Consider the following 15162-nt stretch of genomic DNA (forward strand, 5'->3'; position numbering starts at 1 on the left):
GTTGATAAGGAGGGTGGCACATGCGCGACGACATCGATGATCTGTTAGGCATTGATCTTTCAGACCCCGTACAACGGCTGGCTACCGACCTGGTGGAGTCCGATCGCCAACTCCTGCGTCGACTTGTCGCGCTGCGCAACGAGAAGAAGCTCACGCAGAAGGACATAGCCAACACCATGGGCGTGACACAACCAGCCGTAGCAGCGCTTGAACGGGCTGACGCCGACCCGAAGCTATCCACCATTCGCCGGTACGCACTGGCGATCGGAGCCCTGATCCGCCACTCCGTCACCGATGTTTCATCCCACTCACCTGGCTTGACTGTTAGTCCTTCGCTTCCCGCCACCGGAACAAGCGACCGCAAGACAAGCCTGAAGACCAACGTCCGATCTCGGTTTGTGCAGGTCAGCCGGTGAACATCGTCGTTCAACTCGCCGATTACGCACAAGGTCAGCCCGGACAGAAGGTCAATGCTCTTGGCATGGGGTGGACAAGAACGGGCACCCCCCTGGGGATCCACTCGTTAATCCTGCTCATTGAGGCAGACGAAAACGAAAGGGGAATGACAGTTCCCCTATACATTCGCCTAGTGGATGAGTCTGGAACTTCAGTTACCGACCAAAGCGGGACGAAACTTGACGTTGAAGCCGAATTTCATATCGGCGAGTCCGCAGATGAAGGCGAAATACTAGGAGTGGTACCTGTAGTGCTTAGCCTTGCCGCTGGTCTACCACTCGAACCCGGCTTCTACAAATGGGAAGTAACATCGCCTAGCTTCCCGGATGAGAAGTGGACCCGCGCATTCAAAGTCGTTTCGAATCCCGAAGAGGCAGCGCCTTCCTCTACGTTCAGCGCCACACTAAAGGTCAAGGGCGACTGAGCCGCTGTCTATTACTCCGGCGCGTACACCTACCGAGTAGCCGCATTAGACGGAACCCGACCGGCAAGGAATGCCTTCACCTGGTCCGCTGCAACTGCGTAGCACAGCGCATTGGTCCCTGGAACCGTTCGAGCGCTGTGCGGGCTGATGATGGCGCCAGTGCATGACCACAGGGGGTGATCCTCCGGGAGCGGCTCCGGCTCCGTGACATCGAGGGCCGCCCGCAGTCGCCCTGCTTGCAGCTCCGCCACGAGAGCATCGGTATCGACGATTTTGCCGCGCCCAGCGTTGACCAGGAGCGCACCGTCGTCCATGGCCGCAAGAAAGCTCTTGTCGACCAGGTTGAGCGTGGCTTCATTGAGCGGCGCGGTGATCACAACGACCTGGTGCCCGCCGATGAGTGCCGGCAGTTCCGCAGCCCCATGGATTCCATCACGTGCCGTGCTGGCAACCAGCGTCGAGCTCGCACCGAAGGCATCCAGGAGCCGCGCAGTCGCCATGCCGATACTGCCTGCGCCGACGATCAGAACTCGCTTGCCTCGAAGCGTGTCGGCATCGAATCGCCGGTGCGCCCATGTGTACTCGTCCTGGTAGCGGACAAGAGCGGGCCACTGACGAAGTTGAGCCAGCACCGCCGACAGGATCCACTCGGAGACTGGCCCTGCATGTGCCCCACGCGCACCTGCCAGCACTACACCGTCCGGCACCTCATTGACCCACTCGTCGGTCCCGGCCGCCGTGATCTGAACCATCCTCAAGTGCGGCATCTGCGCCATCAGGGCCATGGGACGGTTCGTGCCCCGGTACGGCGGAACGAAGACATTCGCCCTCCTCTGCACCTCGTCTAGCTGCTTGGTGGTCGGGTCATACCCCACCACCTCGACGCCATCAATCTGACCGAACAGCTCGTGAGCTACAAGGTCATCCGTTTCGGTGCTAACCAGGATCGTGGTCTTGTCTGCCATCACTTGGGCGCATCCTCGTTCAGAATCGTGGAAACTAAGTCGCGGGCCTGATCTTGCAACGGCCTGCTAGAAGCCGAGTTATCGATCACCACGTGAGGCACTGGCGGCCGCAGTTCCAGGTCAATACCTGCCACGTAGGTGTCCCAATTCGCCAGTTTCGCGGCGTCTCGCGCCGCACCACGATGCCTGACATAGGTGTGCATTGTGCTGGCATCGCAGTAGACCCAGACAAAGCTAGGAACCGCTCCCAAATCCTTGCATGTCGCCTGAATCCGACTCACCCACGCGGGATCTGAGAACTCGCGGATGAATGGGGCAGTGACGATAACGCTGTTTCCACACTGAACGTTCTCCGTCATAGTGGCAATGAGCGCTTCATACTCGCGGGGGCGAATCTTGTCGACGTAAACGTCCGACTCACGATCATTCGGCGAAAGGCCCTGCATCTCTAGAGCGACTTCGACGACAGAACGAGTCGTCGTGTCCTTGTCGAGCATTGCCCAGCCCGTCTCCCGCGCGAGCACGCGGCCAAGCTCCGTCTTGCCACTTCCGGCGAAACCCCCCACAAACACAACCTGAGTCGCCGACGCCTTGGGACGCGCAGCCTCCGTGACATGTGGCGCATGCACGACGCGACCAGCCCGTGGCTTACTCACGACCAGCCCCTCTCGGATCAGCACATCCATGGCTTCAGTGATTGTGAACGGGCTGACCTGCCACTCTTCGGCCAGTTCCCTTGTCGACGGCAGCGACTGACCATCCCGCAGTCGCCCCGCCTCAATGTCGTTCCTGATGTGGCGCGCAACCTGCTGATGCAGGGACTCGGACCGTTGAGCCTTCGGGCGTGGCCGGGACATTTGGGGCTCCCAACTAAGCGGAGCAACCAGTCAGATGACTGGCTGACAGGTCAGACCATACCAGATGACTGGAACAGTTTTCCCAGGTAAGCCGCCTAGTCGTTACTCCATTCGAGTCAACCAGTTGACTGGTTTACAAATCAGTTGTTAGGTTTCGTGGTGTTCGAGTTCACACACCACGAAGGAGACCCGATGAGGTCGGCACACATCTCCCGCCGTCAGGCCGAAGCATCGTTTGACGGCCTGGAGTACGACGTTTCCGCTGTTCAGGCCTCTGCGCCGAGGGCGTGGGACTTCCAGGACTACACCGATGAGGAGCGCGAAGTTGACGCGCTGATTGCGTCGGTTGACGCGGAACTGGCGGCGGCGACGGTTGCGGCGGACGTCCGAGTGACGCACTCGTTCACCGACGTTCGCCGGGCAACCCGGTCCGAGCGTCGCAGTGGCCGCACCGTGCTGCGTGCGCTGCCGTTGCTGCTGGACGCCGCCGAGGCCACGCCGTCTGAGGGCGAGGCCGCGTGATGGCCGCTCGCCTGCTGATCAGCCCCGACGCGGCGGCCCACTCCGCCAAGAACGCGCCGACCGCGCCGGGTGTCCCCAACCAGCCAGCAAGTGACTCGAAGGGAAATCCGATGGTAGAGGAGCAGTTCGCCGTCTACCTCCGGCAGACGCGTGAACGCGCTGTGCGGCAGATGCAGGCCGCGCAGGACGTCATGGGTGAGTGGCTGGACCTGGTCCGCCAGTGCACCGAAACCCGGCTCGACAGCTTCGAAGCCGAGGACGTCACCGCCGATCCCGCCTACCGCGAGGCCCTGCGGCTCTACGCCCGCGTGGCCGCTTCGGTCGGCTGGTTCGCCCACCGCGCCCCCGCGATTGAAGCGGGTGAGGGCGAATGAGCCGCCAGTACCCGTGGACGCTGCGGGAGGTTCCGTGGTCGGACTTGCAGGAGTTCACTCGCGGCACGTGTGACGGTCTGCCGCTGCTGTCCTGGGGTATCGCCCCGACGGACAAGCTCGCGACCCGGCGCCAGTTGCGGGCGATGGGGTTGCGTCCGGGCGGCCAGGACCCGGTGGCCGTTCTGTACTTCCGGTGCGCCCGTGCCGGGAAGAAGGTCCACGCCGACCTGTTCCTGATCGACGGAGCGAAGCCCGTCCGGCCGATGACCCCGGCCCGTCAGGCCGCGCTGGACAAGGCGATGGCCGCGCGCCGCACCTGCCGCCAGTGCGGGGAGACCGGGTGGGCCGAGCTGCCCAAGGCCGACCGCACGTGTGAGGCGTGCCGGTACCGGGCCGGGCTCGAACCCGATTCCTACCTCCACGACTACGTGGCCGGAACCCCGGTCCTCGCCCCCCACGAGCTCGCCGAGGCTCACCGCGGCTTCTCCCCCGCCGAGCTCGCGCCGGTGATCCCGATCCGTTCCGCACGGCCCGGCCGTGCCGAGTTCCCGAAGGTGGTGGCCTGAATGACCACGCAAACCCTCATGATCCTGGGCGGCCTGGCGCTGGTGGGTGTGTTCAGCGTGTGGCGTGCCGGACGGAAGTCCGCCACCAAGGCACAGAAGGGCGTGCGGGAGGTGACCCGCATGACCGGCAACACGATCCGGCTCATCCTGGCCACCGCCGTCATCGCGTTCGTGCAGTGGCTGGTGGTCGTGAAGATCGGCAACACCACCGCCACCTGGATCGCGCTCATCGTCCCGGCCCTGTTCGCCGCCGCCACGATCGTGCGGCTCATGGCCATCACCGAGGTCGTCACCACCACGCGGGGAGGTCGTCACTGATGGCACGCAAGAAGACCGAGGGCGAACAGATCGGCGACCGCGTGGTCCACACGCTCCTCTCCGGCATGCGCCCCAAAGACCGTCAGGCCGTCCTGGGCGAGCTGACGACCGAGGAGCGGCAGGAAGTCCTGGAGTCCGAGTTGGACGGCCGCATCGCGCAGTGGGACCAGACGCACGAGACGAAGTGGGGGGAGAGCTGATGACCACCACCACCGCCATCGCCACCGCGCAGGACGCGCGGCACCAGCCGCTCACCGAGGCGGACAAGCTCCGGCAGGATGCCGAGTCGGCCGCGCAGGTTCGCCGTCTGGCCAACCACCCCGACGTCATCGCGCTGCGGGTGGAGAAGGTGCGCACTCAGATTGACGTGCTGTTGTGGGTCGGGATCTTCCTGGGTCTCGCGTTCACGATGGTCAACGTCCAGGCTTTCGCCGCCTCCGGGTCGGCCCCGTGGTCGCTGGGCTGGCTGTCCGCGTGGCTGCTGGACCCGATGGTGTCGCTCGTGCTGGTGGCCGTGCTGCGGGCGGAGCAGATCACCGCCCGCTACCAGGTCCAGACCGGGAAGTGGGCGCACCGGACGAAGTGGTTCGCGTTCCTGGCCACCTACGTGATGAACACCTGGAAGTCCTGGGTTCACCTCGACGTGGCAGGGGTCGCGCTGCACTCCGTCCCGCCGGTGCTGGTGTTCCTCGCCGCCGAAACCGCCCCCGTCCTGCGGGACAAGCTCACTGAAGCCGTCATGAAGGCCGCTGGACACGCCTTCACCGGCGAGGCGAATACGGAGGAGACCGCCCCGGCCGCCGAGGCCACCCCCGCCGACACCCCGGACGCCGAGGAGCCGGTGCCCACGCCGGCACTCTCCCCCGCCACGGCTCCGCGACGCACCACCCGCAAGGCCAAGGCTCCCGCCAAGCAGAGCCGGAAGCTGCGCGGCGACTACCTCGCCGAGGCACGCGCCGCCTGGGCGCCCGGCATCGAGATCACCCCCGCATGGGTCCGCGAGGTCTGCCCCGAGGTCTCGCGCGGTACCTCGAAGAACGTCGCCGACGACCTGATCGCCGAAACCCGCACCGCGCCCACCGTCCTGCCGGTGAGCGTCGCGAACACCACCCCGACGGACACGGAGGAGGCCGCCTGATGTCCACCACCGCCGACCACACCCCCGCATCCGAGCCCGAGAGGGACGCCATGGTGAACACGCCCAACCCGACACCCGACACCGCCTCTGACGAACGGCCGGACGGCCGTGTCGTGAACGGCAACGTGGTGGAGTTCAAGCCGGGCACCGCCCGCACCGCCGAGGAGATCCCGACACCCCGCGACACCACCGCCGTGGTCCCCTCGAACGTCCTCGACGCAGAGATCGTGGACGAGTCCGAGCCCGCCGCGAAGGTGGACCCGCCGGAGGTCAAAAAGTCCTGGTGGGAGACCGTGTCCGACGCCAAGGCCCGGCCGCTCGTCGCGTCCTGGCTGCTCTCGGCCGAGGAGTTCAAATCCCGCGCGAAGTTCCTCGTGCAGCTCGCCGGGCACCAGACCGCGTTCCACGCGCTGCGGGTGCCCGTGTACGTCCCGAGCGCGCTGCTGAAGGCTCCGGGCGCGTTGTGCCGGGGCGCCGTTCGTGTACACCGCTGGGTGTTCGACGCGGAGTCGAAGCCGGTGCGCATGGACGCCCGTGACCGGGCCGACGTGAACGAGTACATGAGGCTGCGCGAGGCACGGAACGAGACCGTTCGCCGCCGGTCTGCGCCCGTGATGGTCGGTGTCCTGACCCTCATCGCCATCGTCTATCTCGCGATCACCTACGTCACCCCGTTCTGGAACTGGACCATCCTCATCACCGCCATGACGTTGGTGGGCTGGTTCGGGGCACCGAAGGACAAGCCCGTCGCCGGGCGCGCCGTCGACTCCGCGAAGGCGCCGAAGCTCACGTCGGCGATGATCGAAGACGCGCTAGGCGCGCTGGGTATCGCGGGGATCAACCAGGCCATCGCGAAGGGCCGGGGCATCGGGTTCCCGTCGCCGATCGTGCGCGACGGCCCCGGCTGGCGCGCGGATATCGACCTGCCGCCGGGCGTCACGGCCGGGGATGTCATCGACCGCCGCGAACGGCTCTCCTCCGGGCTGCGCCGTCAGCTTGGGTGTGTCTGGCCCGAGGGTGACCCGACCATCCACGAAGGCCGTCTGATCATCTGGGTCGGGGACAAGGACATGTCCACCACCAAGCAGGCCCCGTGGCCGCTCGCCAAGGCCGGGGCGACGGTGGACCTGTTCAAGCCTCAGCCGTTCGGCACGGACCAGCGCGGCCGGTGGGTGCCCATCACGATGATGTTCGCCTCCGGCGCCATCGGCGCCATCCCCCGCATGGGCAAAACCGTTTCCCTGCGCGAAATCCTGCTCATCGCCGCACTCGACCCGCGCTCGGTGCTCTACGCCTACGACCTCAAGGGCACCGGCGACCTGTCCGCGTTGTCGCAGGTCTGCCACGGCTACGGAGTCGGCGACGACCCCGAAGACATCGAGCGCATGGTTGTGGAGATGCGGGAACTCCGCGAAGAACTCCGCCGCCGCGCCAAGGTGATCCGGAACCTGCCCGAGAACGTGTGCCCGGACAACAAGGTCACCCCGGCTCTGGCGTCCCGCAAGGACCTGGGATTGGCGCCCATCATCATCGGCGTGGACGAGTGCCAGGTGTGGTTCGAGCACCCCGAGCACGGCGACGAACTCCGGGAGATCTGCACTGACCTGGTGAAACGTGGTCCCGCACTGGGTATCGGGCTGTTCCTCGCCACCCAGCGGCCGGACGCGAAGGCCATCCCGACCGACATTTCGGCGAACCTGTCCATCCGGTACTGCCTGAAAGTCATGGGACAGACCGAAAACGACATGGTCCTCGGCACCAGTCAGTACAAGAACGGCATTCGCGCGACCACGTTTGCCTGGTCTGACAAGGGAATCGGCTACCTGCGCGGTGAGGGCAGCGACGCGCAGATCACCCGGTCCGTGTACCAAGACGGGCCGACCGCCAAGCGCATCGCCGCCGGTGCCCGCAAACAGCGCGAAGCCCTGGGCAACATCACCGGCTACGCCGCCGGGGAAGAGGTCGACCTGGACACCGCGCGTCTGGACACGCTCGCCGACGTCCTCGGCGTGTTCGAAAAGGGCGAGGAGAAGCTCTGGTCGGACGTGATCGTGTCCCGGCTCGCCGAACTCCGGCCCTCGACCTACGGCAAGTGGAACCCCGCCGCGCTCGCCACCGCGCTCAAGCCGGACGGGGTGAAGCCCGGACAGGTGTGGGCCACCGACCCCGAAACCGGCAAGGGCAGCAACCGCAACGGCTACACCCGCGACGCCCTCACCAAGGCCAAGAGTAACCGAGCGTGACAGAAATCTAGGGCTAGGGGCGCGCCGCGTCCTAGACCGGAGCGCCCCTAGACCTAGACCCCCACTCTAGAACACCGCGACTTTCTGACCAGGACTCTAGGGACCTAGACCACCCCCGCGCGGACCTGCGGAAACCCGCGAAAACCCCGGCTAGCCGCCATCGCCACCGGCTCTAGCCCTGGTCGAGCACTGCCCAAAACAGGCACACACAGTCACCGACGTAAGGACTCCGTTTTGACCACGCACACCACCGGCCGCGCCTTCGCCGCCGCCGTCCCGCTCGCCCTCGCCGCGCTGTTCGTCACCGGCTGCGAGGTCCCGGCCGCCACCGGAACCCCCAGCGGCACCGACTCCACCACCGCCACTCGGCAACTCTCCAAGCTCGCCGTGAAGCCCGCCGACACCGGCGCCCACTACAACCGCGACGACTGGCCCCACTGGGACTCCGTCGGCAAGGGCTGCAACCGCCGCGAAGACACCCTCAAGACCCAAGGGCGCAACGTCACCACCGGCAAGGGCTGCAAGGTCCTCAGTGGAGAGTGGACCAGCCGCTACGACGGCGTGAAGGTCACCGACCCCGAAACCGTCGACATCGACCACATGGTGCCGCTCGCCGAGGCCGCCCGCTCGCACACCCGCGACTGGACCGAGGCACAGCGGACCCGCTACGCCAACGACCCGGCCGTCCTGGTCGCCGTAACCGCGAAGTCCAACCGCGCCAAGGGCGACCAGGACCCTGCGAAGTGGCTTCCCGCCAAAGACAAGTGCGGCTATGTCGCGCACTGGGTGCAGGTGAAGACCGCCTACCGCATGAGCGTCGACAAGGCCGAGCACGACGCCATCGCCGCCATCCTCAAGCGCTGCTGACCAACCCCTGACCTAACCGCCCTGACTGTCCACTGTGGAAGGTACTTCGATGGACACGGCACACCCGCTCACCGATCCCGAACGCCAGTTCCTCGGCTGTCTCATGTGGCTGTCCGCCGACCAAGCCCGGCGCCTGCTCACCGGAATGCGCGCCGACGACCTGGCCGACCCCATGGCAGCGTTCGTGCTTCAACTGGCCATCGAACTCATCGCCGACGACCACCCACCGGCACCGGTCGCCCTGTTCGTCCACGCCGTCCGCACCGGACGCGCCACCGGCGAACACCGACAGCACCGGCTCGGCGGGTGGCTACGCGAGACCTACAGCGACGTCACACCCGCCCTCGCCGGATGGCTCAAAACCGTGGTCCTCGAGAACGCCTGGCGACGCGCTCTCACCACCCACGCACAGCGCCTCATCCAAGCCGCGGAATCGAGCCCCGCCGAGATCGTGCGGGACCTCGCAGATGACACCGCCGCCGAGGAGCTGTGGACCCGCTACCGGGATGCCCTCGGCAGGAATGCCGGCATTCCCAGTCTCGACGCCCACCGAGGAAAGGCCGCCTGATGACCGTGCCCGCGCTGCGGGTGGTGTCGCCTCCCCGTGAGCCGACCGCCACGTCCGCCGATGGCGCCGAAGTCCTGGACCAGATCGGAGAGTTCGTGTCCCGCTTCAACGTCTTCCCCTCGCCACACTGCGCGCCGATGCTCGCGCTCTGGTACGCCCACACCCACGCCGCCGAGCACTTCTACATCACCCCGCGACTGATCCTGTCGTCTGCCGAGCCCGGTAGCGGGAAGACCCGCGTTCTGGAGGTCGCGCAGTACCTCGTGGCCTCGCCAGAGATGACGTTGTCTGCCTCCCCGGCCGCGCTGTTCCGACTCGTATCCGCCGCGCCGATCACGATCCTGTTCGATGAGGTGGACGCCATCTTCAACCCGAAGAACACCGGCAACACCGAGGACCTGCGCGCACTGCTCAACGCCGGATACAAGCGGTCGGCCACGATCCCGCGCTGTGTCGGCGACGCCAAGGCCATGGCCGTGCAGCGGTTCAAGGTCTACGCCCCCGCCGCTTTGGCAGGAATCGCCGGGCACATGCCGGACACCATCACCACCCGCGCCATCACTGTCCACATGCGCCGCCGCGCACCGGGCGAAACTGTCGAGCCCTTCAAGACCCGCCGTGTCGAGACCGAGGCCGAACCACTGCGGGACCGGCTCGCCGACTGGGTCCACAGCGTCGCCGCACAGGTCGGCGAGGCCGAACCCGAGATGCCCGAAGGTGTCACCGACCGCTCCGCCGAGATCTGGGAACCCCTGCTGGCCCTCGCCGACGCCGCCGGAGGCGAATGGCCGGAGAAAGCCCGCGAAGCCTGCAAGCACTTCGTCACCGCCAACAACCACCGCGCGGGCAGCGTCGGAACCCGCTTGCTCGCCGACCTGCGGACCGTCTTCACCGCGCACCAGGCCGAACGCCTGCCCACCACGACCATCCTCGAAGCCCTCCACGCCATGGAAGAGGCTCCGTGGGCCGACTACTACGGCAAGCCGTTCGACGCCCGCCACCTGTCCAAGGAACTCGGCCGGTACGGGGTGGAAGTCCACGCGTTCAAGCACAACGGCACCACCGCCAAGGGCTACCGCACCACCGGCGAGACCGGCCTCGCCGACGCCTGGACCCGCTACCTCCCGCCACCCGAAACCGGGGATTCCCGGTAACTGCGGTAACCCCGGTAACCGTGCAGGTCAGACGGTTACCGAGCCGAAATCGCTGCGGTAACTGCGGTAACCGGGTTACCGAGGTTACCGAGCCGAAAATCCCTCGGTAACCGTCTGACCAGCGAAGTTACCGAGGTTACCGAAGTTACCGACAACACCCGCTCAAGCCGCCAAGGAGACCGCCATGCACGTCGCGCACGCCACCAGCACGCACCGCCGCGCGAGGAGAAGCCGCCACCATGGCCACCACGAACTGGCTCACAGTCGCCGAATTCTGCGCCGAAATGAAGATCTCACGCCGGACATTCCAGCAATGGCGCGCCACCGGGCGCGGACCTAGCTGTCTGAAACTGCCGAACGGTGATCTCCGTATCCGCCGTTCCGAGTACGAACGCTTTCTGGACATGTGCGAGGAGGCTGCTGCCTGATGGCGACCACACATGACGTCCGAATCTGGACGCTCTACAAGTACGAGGGCAAGCGGAAGACGACGTACCGAGCCCGCTGGGTAGTTGCCGGTGAAAAGTTCGGCGAGAGCTTCGACACGCTCGCTCTCGCCGACAGTTTCCGATCCAAACTCCTCACTGCCGCCCGTGAGGGAGAGGCGTTCGACACTGAGAGCGGGCTGCCGGTCTCGATGCTTCGCGCGACCGAGGTCAAGTCTTGGTTTGTGTTCGCTTGTGAGTACGCGGACATGAAGTGGCCGGAGTCGTCACCCAAGTACCGCGCGTCTCTCGCAGAGTCCTTGATGACCATCACGGTTCCCATGCTCAAAGGGAAACCGCCGTGCGACCCCAAGAACCTGCGAAAGGCCCTCAAGACAGCCTTCAACCTGAACACACGGAACGCGCCCCAAACCGACGAAGTCCGACAGGCTCTCTCATTCGCCGCGAAGTCGAGCCGCAACGTCGGCGAGCTAGCGAACGCGGACACGCTGCGCGCTGTTCTACGCGCCTTGGATCTCAAGCTGGACGGAAAGAAGGCAGCGACCAACACCGTGCGACTTCGCCGCGTCGCCCTCGGAAACGCCATCGAGTACGCAATGTCGCCCGAACAGAAGCTTCTGACGGCGAATCCGGTTGAGGACGTGAAGATGAAGAAGCGAAAGTTCGTCGTCCACGAGGTCGACCCGAAGTCCGTCGTAAACCCGATTCAGGGGCGAATGCTGCTCGAAGCAGTCGGCACGATCGGCAAGCAGGGTCCGCCCCTGGTCGCGTTCTACGGGCTGATGTACTACGCCGCTCTCCGTCCGGAGGAGGTAGCGAACCTGAACAAGACTGATCTGTCGCTGCCCAAGGAAGGATGGGGAGATCTTCTCCTTAGGAGGGCGCGCCCGGAGATCGGGCAGGAATGGACCGACTCCGGCGAGGCATCCGAAGAGGGGCCGCTCAAGCACCGGGCCGAAGAGGAGGAGCGGACGGTGCCGTGCCCGCCTCAACTCACCGCGCTACTCCACGAGCACCTACGCCGGTTCGGAACCGCGCCGGACGGCAGGCTGTTCCGAGGAGCCCGCGACGGCGGCCGGGTCGGTAGCTCGGTCTACGGCCGGGTGTGGGCGACGGCACGTGAACGAGTCTTCACCGCCGAGGTGGCCGCTGGGCCGCTCGGAAAACGTCCCTATGACCTCCGCCACGCTGCGGTGTCCACGTGGCTCAACGGCGGCGTGGAGCCCACCCGGGTGGCCAAGTGGGCCGGACACAGTCTCTCCGTGCTGCTAAGGGTCTACGCCAAGTGTCTCGACGGCGGTGAGCAGGCCGCCCGAGACCGCGTGACCAGGGCTCTGGGTGGCGAGTAGGCCCGGGCAAACTTTGGCGCGTATTTGGCGCGGCCACCCGCTAGCAGCCGCGCCGAGCTGCACACAACTGCACATAACAAGATCGGCCCCCTGTCCTGGTTTCCCAGGTCAGGGGGCCGATCTTGCTGGTGTGGCGAGTGAGGGATTCGAACCCCCGAAGGCAGTGCCGTCTGATTTACAGTCAGATCCCTTTGGCCGCTCGGGCAACTCGCCGTGGCCGGGTGTCCCCGGCCGAGACGAAAGAATACCCAATGCCGTGGCGGGCCGGTCAACCGGGTTCCGCAGGGCTAGGGTGGAAGCTCCTGACAAGCGAGTACGAGGTGTGAGAACACGTGGCGGATCCCTCTTTCGACGTGGTGAGCAAGGTCGATCGCCAGGAGGTGGACAACGCCCTGAACCAGGCCAGCAAGGAACTCGGTACGCGGTTCGACTTCCGGGGTACCGGGACCAAGATCGACTGGTCCGGTGAAGAGGCGATCGCGATCGAGTCCGAGACCGAGGAGCGGGCGCTGGCGGCGGTCGAGGTGTTCAAGGAGAAGCTGATCAAACGCGGCATCTCCCTGAAGGCCTTCGAGGCGGGCGAGCCGGCGTTGTCCGGCAAGATCTACAAGATCGGCGGCAAGATCCTGCAGGGGATCGCGTCGGACAAGGCGAAGCAGATAGCCAAGTTCATCCGTGACGAAGGCCCCAAGGGCGTCCAGGCGCAGATCCAGGGCGACCAGCTTCGGGTGTCCGGCAAGAAGAAGGACCAGCTGCAGGACGTGATCGCCTTGCTGAAGGGCAAGGACTTCGAGATCGCGCTGCAGTTCACGAACTACCGCTGAGCACGGCGACGGCGAGGCCACCTTCCGCGGAAGGTGGCCTTCGTCATGTCTACGACGCGGTGACCGTCCAGGTCCCGTCGCCTTCCACCGACACGAAGGCCGGACCGGACACGGGCACGCTGCCCTTGTAGTCGCCGAGCTGGTTCACGGGGAGCTCCGAGTAGTCGCCACTGTGCACCCACACCGCGGTGCGGCCGCTGTTCTTGGTGGTGATGGCGACCGATGAGACGCCATCGGGCGCGGCGAAGACCGCTTCGCTCTTGCCGGACAGGGCCTTGCCCGGCGTGAGGACGGGCAAACCGCTTTCGTCGGTGATGGTCAGCGTCCAGGCGGCGTTGGCCTTGACGGTGAACGTCTTCGCCTGACGGCCGGGCATGTCGTTGATCCACTGCGTGCCCTTGTATGGGCCGACGTCGTTGACGATCAGCTCGTTCTCGGTGTTGACCGCGACGTGCCCGGAACACTTCGGACAGTCGAAGGTCACGAAGCCGATGCGCGACGGCCAGGCCATGGGGACCGACGCGTTCCCCTTCCCCGAGTGCTTCTCCTCCGGCTGCGGACCGGGCTTCGGGGTGGTGGTCGGCGTGGGAATCGTCGTCGGCGAGCGCAACCCGTCCGGGGCGGCCGCCCGCGGGACGACGCGACCGAGAGCCGGCGGCGAGCAGGCCATCAGGCCTGCGGTCAGCAGCACGGCACTCGCGGCCGCGCACAAGCGCCTGATCACGTGTTTCCCCCTAGTCGAACCCGTCATCCGATCTTCGTCGGTCGATAGCCCAGCGTTACCGGATCACTCGGCCGAGCGATTCAGGCCACTCGGACGTGGGTTTCCGTCGCAACGCCTCCTCGGGAGTCCGAAAGGGACAAAAGCCCGTGTTGTAATCCGGCGATCGCGTTCGAGGAAGGTCACGATGAAACGCCGTTTCAGCTCCGCACTCGCCTTCGCGCTGTCACTCACGGTGATCGCGTCCCTGTTCACGTCCGCGCAGGCCGCGGAGCGCCAACAGCTCGTGCCCGGCTACGGCTCGTACCCGCGGCTCATCCGCCTGGAGCATTCCTCGATCGGCCGCGGCCGCATCCTCGCGTCGCTGACCAGCGAAGACGCGAGCGGCAAGTTCACCCCGATCATGGAGAGCACCGACGAGGGCCAGACCTTCCACAAGATCGGCGAGGTCCGCGACCGCGACGGTCGCCGCGGCATGTGCTGCGGAACGCTGTACGAACTGCCGCAGCGGGTCGGCAGGCTTCGCGCGGGCACCCTGCTGTGGGCCGCGAGCTACCGGCAGGATGCCGGTCCGCAGCGGCGGATCGGCATCAGGATCTGGTACAGCCGCGACGCCGGCCGCTCGTGGGCCTTCCTGTCCGAGGCCGCCCGCTCGCACAACCACGACGGCATCTGGGAGCCGGAGTTCGTCGTCGACGCGGGCGGCACGCTCTGGCTGCACTACGCCGACGAGACCGAGGCTCCCCAGTTCGCGCAGGTGATGAACCGGGTCGCCTCCACCGACGGGGTGAACTGGGGCACCAAGCAGCGCACGATGGCAATCCCACCGCATCGGGTGCGGCCCGGGATGCCGATCATCCGCCGCCTCCCCGACGGCCGGTACTACCTGGCCTACGAGATCTGCAACTACCGCGACCGCTACTGCGACCCGTACTTCAAGATCTCCTCCGACGGCGCCAACTGGGGTGATCCCCTCGACCCCGGCACCCGCGTCACCACCGCCAGCGGCAACTACTTCCAGCACGCGCAGACGATCACGCTGTTCCCCGGCGGCCCGAACGGCGTGCGGCTGGTGATGGTCGGGCAGATCTACACGAACGCCGCCGGGGTCCCGCAGCCCAAGAACGGCCAGGTCCTGCTGGCCAACGACAACTTCGGCGCCGGGCATTGGTACGAACTGCCCGCGCCGGTGCACATCGTCGGGATCCACAACAACTTCTGCCCCAACTACAGCTCGACGCTGCTGCCGGTCGACGGCGGCAAGAACGTGTTGCAGATCTCCACCGAGTACAACCTCGGCTGCAAGGCGTACTTCGCGAAGGGCCCGGCGTTCTGAGCCACCCGGTAGTGTGAGATCCCGAGCGATCGGC

19 protein-coding genes and 1 tRNA gene are annotated in these 15162 nt (G+C 66.2%); 16 read left to right on the top strand and 4 right to left on the bottom strand.

Features of this window, described 5'->3' with window-relative positions; all coding sequences use genetic code 11:
* The first annotated feature begins 20 nt into the window (after nucleotides 1-20).
* Complete coding sequence (locus tag MJQ72_RS38570) at nucleotides 21-416, top strand: helix-turn-helix transcriptional regulator (RefSeq protein ID WP_240595870.1); 396 nt, start codon at nucleotides 21-23, stop codon at nucleotides 414-416.
* Nucleotides 413-880: a hypothetical protein gene (locus MJQ72_RS38575; protein WP_240595871.1), complete on the top strand. Its 468-nt coding sequence runs from the start codon at nucleotides 413-415 to the stop codon at nucleotides 878-880. Before MJQ72_RS38570 ends, MJQ72_RS38575 begins: the two co-directional genes overlap by 4 nt.
* Nucleotides 881-909: 29 nt before the next feature.
* Here MJQ72_RS38575 and MJQ72_RS38580 read toward each other — a convergent pair whose 3' ends face one another.
* Complete coding sequence (locus MJQ72_RS38580; RefSeq protein ID WP_240595872.1) at nucleotides 910-1845, bottom strand: NAD(P)-dependent oxidoreductase; 936 nt, start codon at nucleotides 1843-1845, stop codon at nucleotides 910-912.
* Nucleotides 1845-2702 (bottom strand): GntR family transcriptional regulator, encoded by an 858-nt coding sequence (locus MJQ72_RS38585; protein ID WP_240595873.1) that lies wholly within the window; start codon nucleotides 2700-2702, stop codon nucleotides 1845-1847. Before MJQ72_RS38585 ends, MJQ72_RS38580 begins: the two co-directional genes overlap by 1 nt.
* Before the next feature lie 192 nt (nucleotides 2703-2894).
* On the opposite strand from MJQ72_RS38585, the gene MJQ72_RS38590 reads away from it, so the two are divergent.
* The 12 genes from MJQ72_RS38590 to MJQ72_RS38645 all read left to right on the top strand — a co-directional run bounded on the left by MJQ72_RS38590 (nucleotide 2895) and on the right by MJQ72_RS38645 (nucleotide 12247).
* Nucleotides 2895-3224, top strand: coding sequence for a hypothetical protein (locus tag MJQ72_RS38590; protein WP_240595874.1), 330 nt, complete (start codon nucleotides 2895-2897; stop codon nucleotides 3222-3224).
* Between the two features lie 110 nt (nucleotides 3225-3334).
* Complete coding sequence (locus tag MJQ72_RS38595; protein WP_240595875.1) at nucleotides 3335-3598, top strand: hypothetical protein; 264 nt, start codon at nucleotides 3335-3337, stop codon at nucleotides 3596-3598.
* Entirely contained in the window at nucleotides 3595-4164 is a 570-nt protein-coding gene (locus tag MJQ72_RS38600) for an RRQRL motif-containing zinc-binding protein (protein ID WP_240595876.1), read from the top strand. Before MJQ72_RS38595 ends, MJQ72_RS38600 begins: the two co-directional genes overlap by 4 nt.
* Nucleotides 4165-4482 (top strand): hypothetical protein, encoded by a 318-nt coding sequence (locus tag MJQ72_RS38605; RefSeq protein WP_240595877.1) that lies wholly within the window; start codon nucleotides 4165-4167, stop codon nucleotides 4480-4482. It abuts the gene before it with no gap.
* Nucleotides 4482-4682 (top strand): hypothetical protein, encoded by a 201-nt coding sequence (locus MJQ72_RS38610; protein ID WP_240595878.1) that lies wholly within the window; start codon nucleotides 4482-4484, stop codon nucleotides 4680-4682. Before MJQ72_RS38605 ends, MJQ72_RS38610 begins: the two co-directional genes overlap by 1 nt.
* Nucleotides 4682-5620 (top strand): hypothetical protein, encoded by a 939-nt coding sequence (locus MJQ72_RS38615; protein WP_240595879.1) that lies wholly within the window; start codon nucleotides 4682-4684, stop codon nucleotides 5618-5620. The genes MJQ72_RS38610 and MJQ72_RS38615 overlap by 1 nt, the downstream gene beginning before the upstream one ends.
* Nucleotides 5620-7863, top strand: a complete 2244-nt coding sequence (locus tag MJQ72_RS38620; protein WP_240595880.1) for a cell division protein FtsK — start codon at nucleotides 5620-5622, stop codon at nucleotides 7861-7863. The genes MJQ72_RS38615 and MJQ72_RS38620 overlap by 1 nt, the downstream gene beginning before the upstream one ends.
* A 234-nt stretch (nucleotides 7864-8097) precedes the next feature.
* The gene (locus MJQ72_RS38625; protein WP_240595881.1) at nucleotides 8098-8730 is read left to right on the top strand and encodes an HNH endonuclease family protein; all 633 of its coding nucleotides are present in this window, start codon (nucleotides 8098-8100) and stop codon (nucleotides 8728-8730) included.
* Between the two features lie 49 nt (nucleotides 8731-8779).
* Nucleotides 8780-9298: a hypothetical protein gene (locus MJQ72_RS38630; RefSeq protein ID WP_240595882.1), complete on the top strand. Its 519-nt coding sequence runs from the start codon at nucleotides 8780-8782 to the stop codon at nucleotides 9296-9298.
* Nucleotides 9298-10452, top strand: a complete 1155-nt coding sequence (locus MJQ72_RS38635; RefSeq protein ID WP_240595883.1) for a DUF3631 domain-containing protein — start codon at nucleotides 9298-9300, stop codon at nucleotides 10450-10452. The genes MJQ72_RS38630 and MJQ72_RS38635 overlap by 1 nt, the downstream gene beginning before the upstream one ends.
* 239 nt (nucleotides 10453-10691) lie before the next feature.
* Nucleotides 10692-10880 carry an AlpA family transcriptional regulator gene (locus MJQ72_RS38640; RefSeq protein ID WP_240595884.1) on the top strand — a complete coding sequence of 63 codons (189 nt, stop codon included), beginning with the start codon at nucleotides 10692-10694 and terminating at the stop codon, nucleotides 10878-10880.
* A complete protein-coding gene (locus MJQ72_RS38645; protein WP_240595885.1) occupies nucleotides 10880-12247 on the top strand; it encodes an integrase in 1368 nt (455 codons plus the stop codon). Before MJQ72_RS38640 ends, MJQ72_RS38645 begins: the two co-directional genes overlap by 1 nt.
* Before the next feature lie 131 nt (nucleotides 12248-12378).
* Here MJQ72_RS38645 and MJQ72_RS38650 read toward each other — a convergent pair.
* Nucleotides 12379-12460, bottom strand: a tRNA-Tyr gene (locus MJQ72_RS38650).
* 119 nt (nucleotides 12461-12579) lie between these two features.
* Between MJQ72_RS38650 and MJQ72_RS38655 the strand changes: the two genes are divergently transcribed.
* Nucleotides 12580-13071, top strand: coding sequence for a YajQ family cyclic di-GMP-binding protein (locus MJQ72_RS38655; RefSeq protein WP_016331028.1), 492 nt, complete (start codon nucleotides 12580-12582; stop codon nucleotides 13069-13071).
* A gap of 49 nt (nucleotides 13072-13120) precedes the next feature.
* Here MJQ72_RS38655 and MJQ72_RS38660 read toward each other — a convergent pair whose 3' ends face one another.
* On the bottom strand, nucleotides 13121-13795 hold the full coding sequence (locus tag MJQ72_RS38660) for a hypothetical protein (RefSeq protein ID WP_240595886.1): 675 nt from the start codon (nucleotides 13793-13795) through the stop codon (nucleotides 13121-13123).
* Nucleotides 13796-13979: 184 nt separating this feature from the next.
* Here MJQ72_RS38660 and MJQ72_RS38665 point away from each other — a divergent pair, with 184 nt between their 5' ends.
* Nucleotides 13980-15128 carry a sialidase family protein gene (locus MJQ72_RS38665; protein ID WP_240595887.1) on the top strand — a complete coding sequence of 383 codons (1149 nt, stop codon included), beginning with the start codon at nucleotides 13980-13982 and terminating at the stop codon, nucleotides 15126-15128.
* Nucleotides 15129-15162 lie beyond the last annotated feature (34 nt).

The sequence above is a fragment of the Amycolatopsis sp. EV170708-02-1 genome (assembly GCF_022479115.1).
Lineage (GTDB): Bacteria > Actinomycetota > Actinomycetes > Mycobacteriales > Pseudonocardiaceae > Amycolatopsis.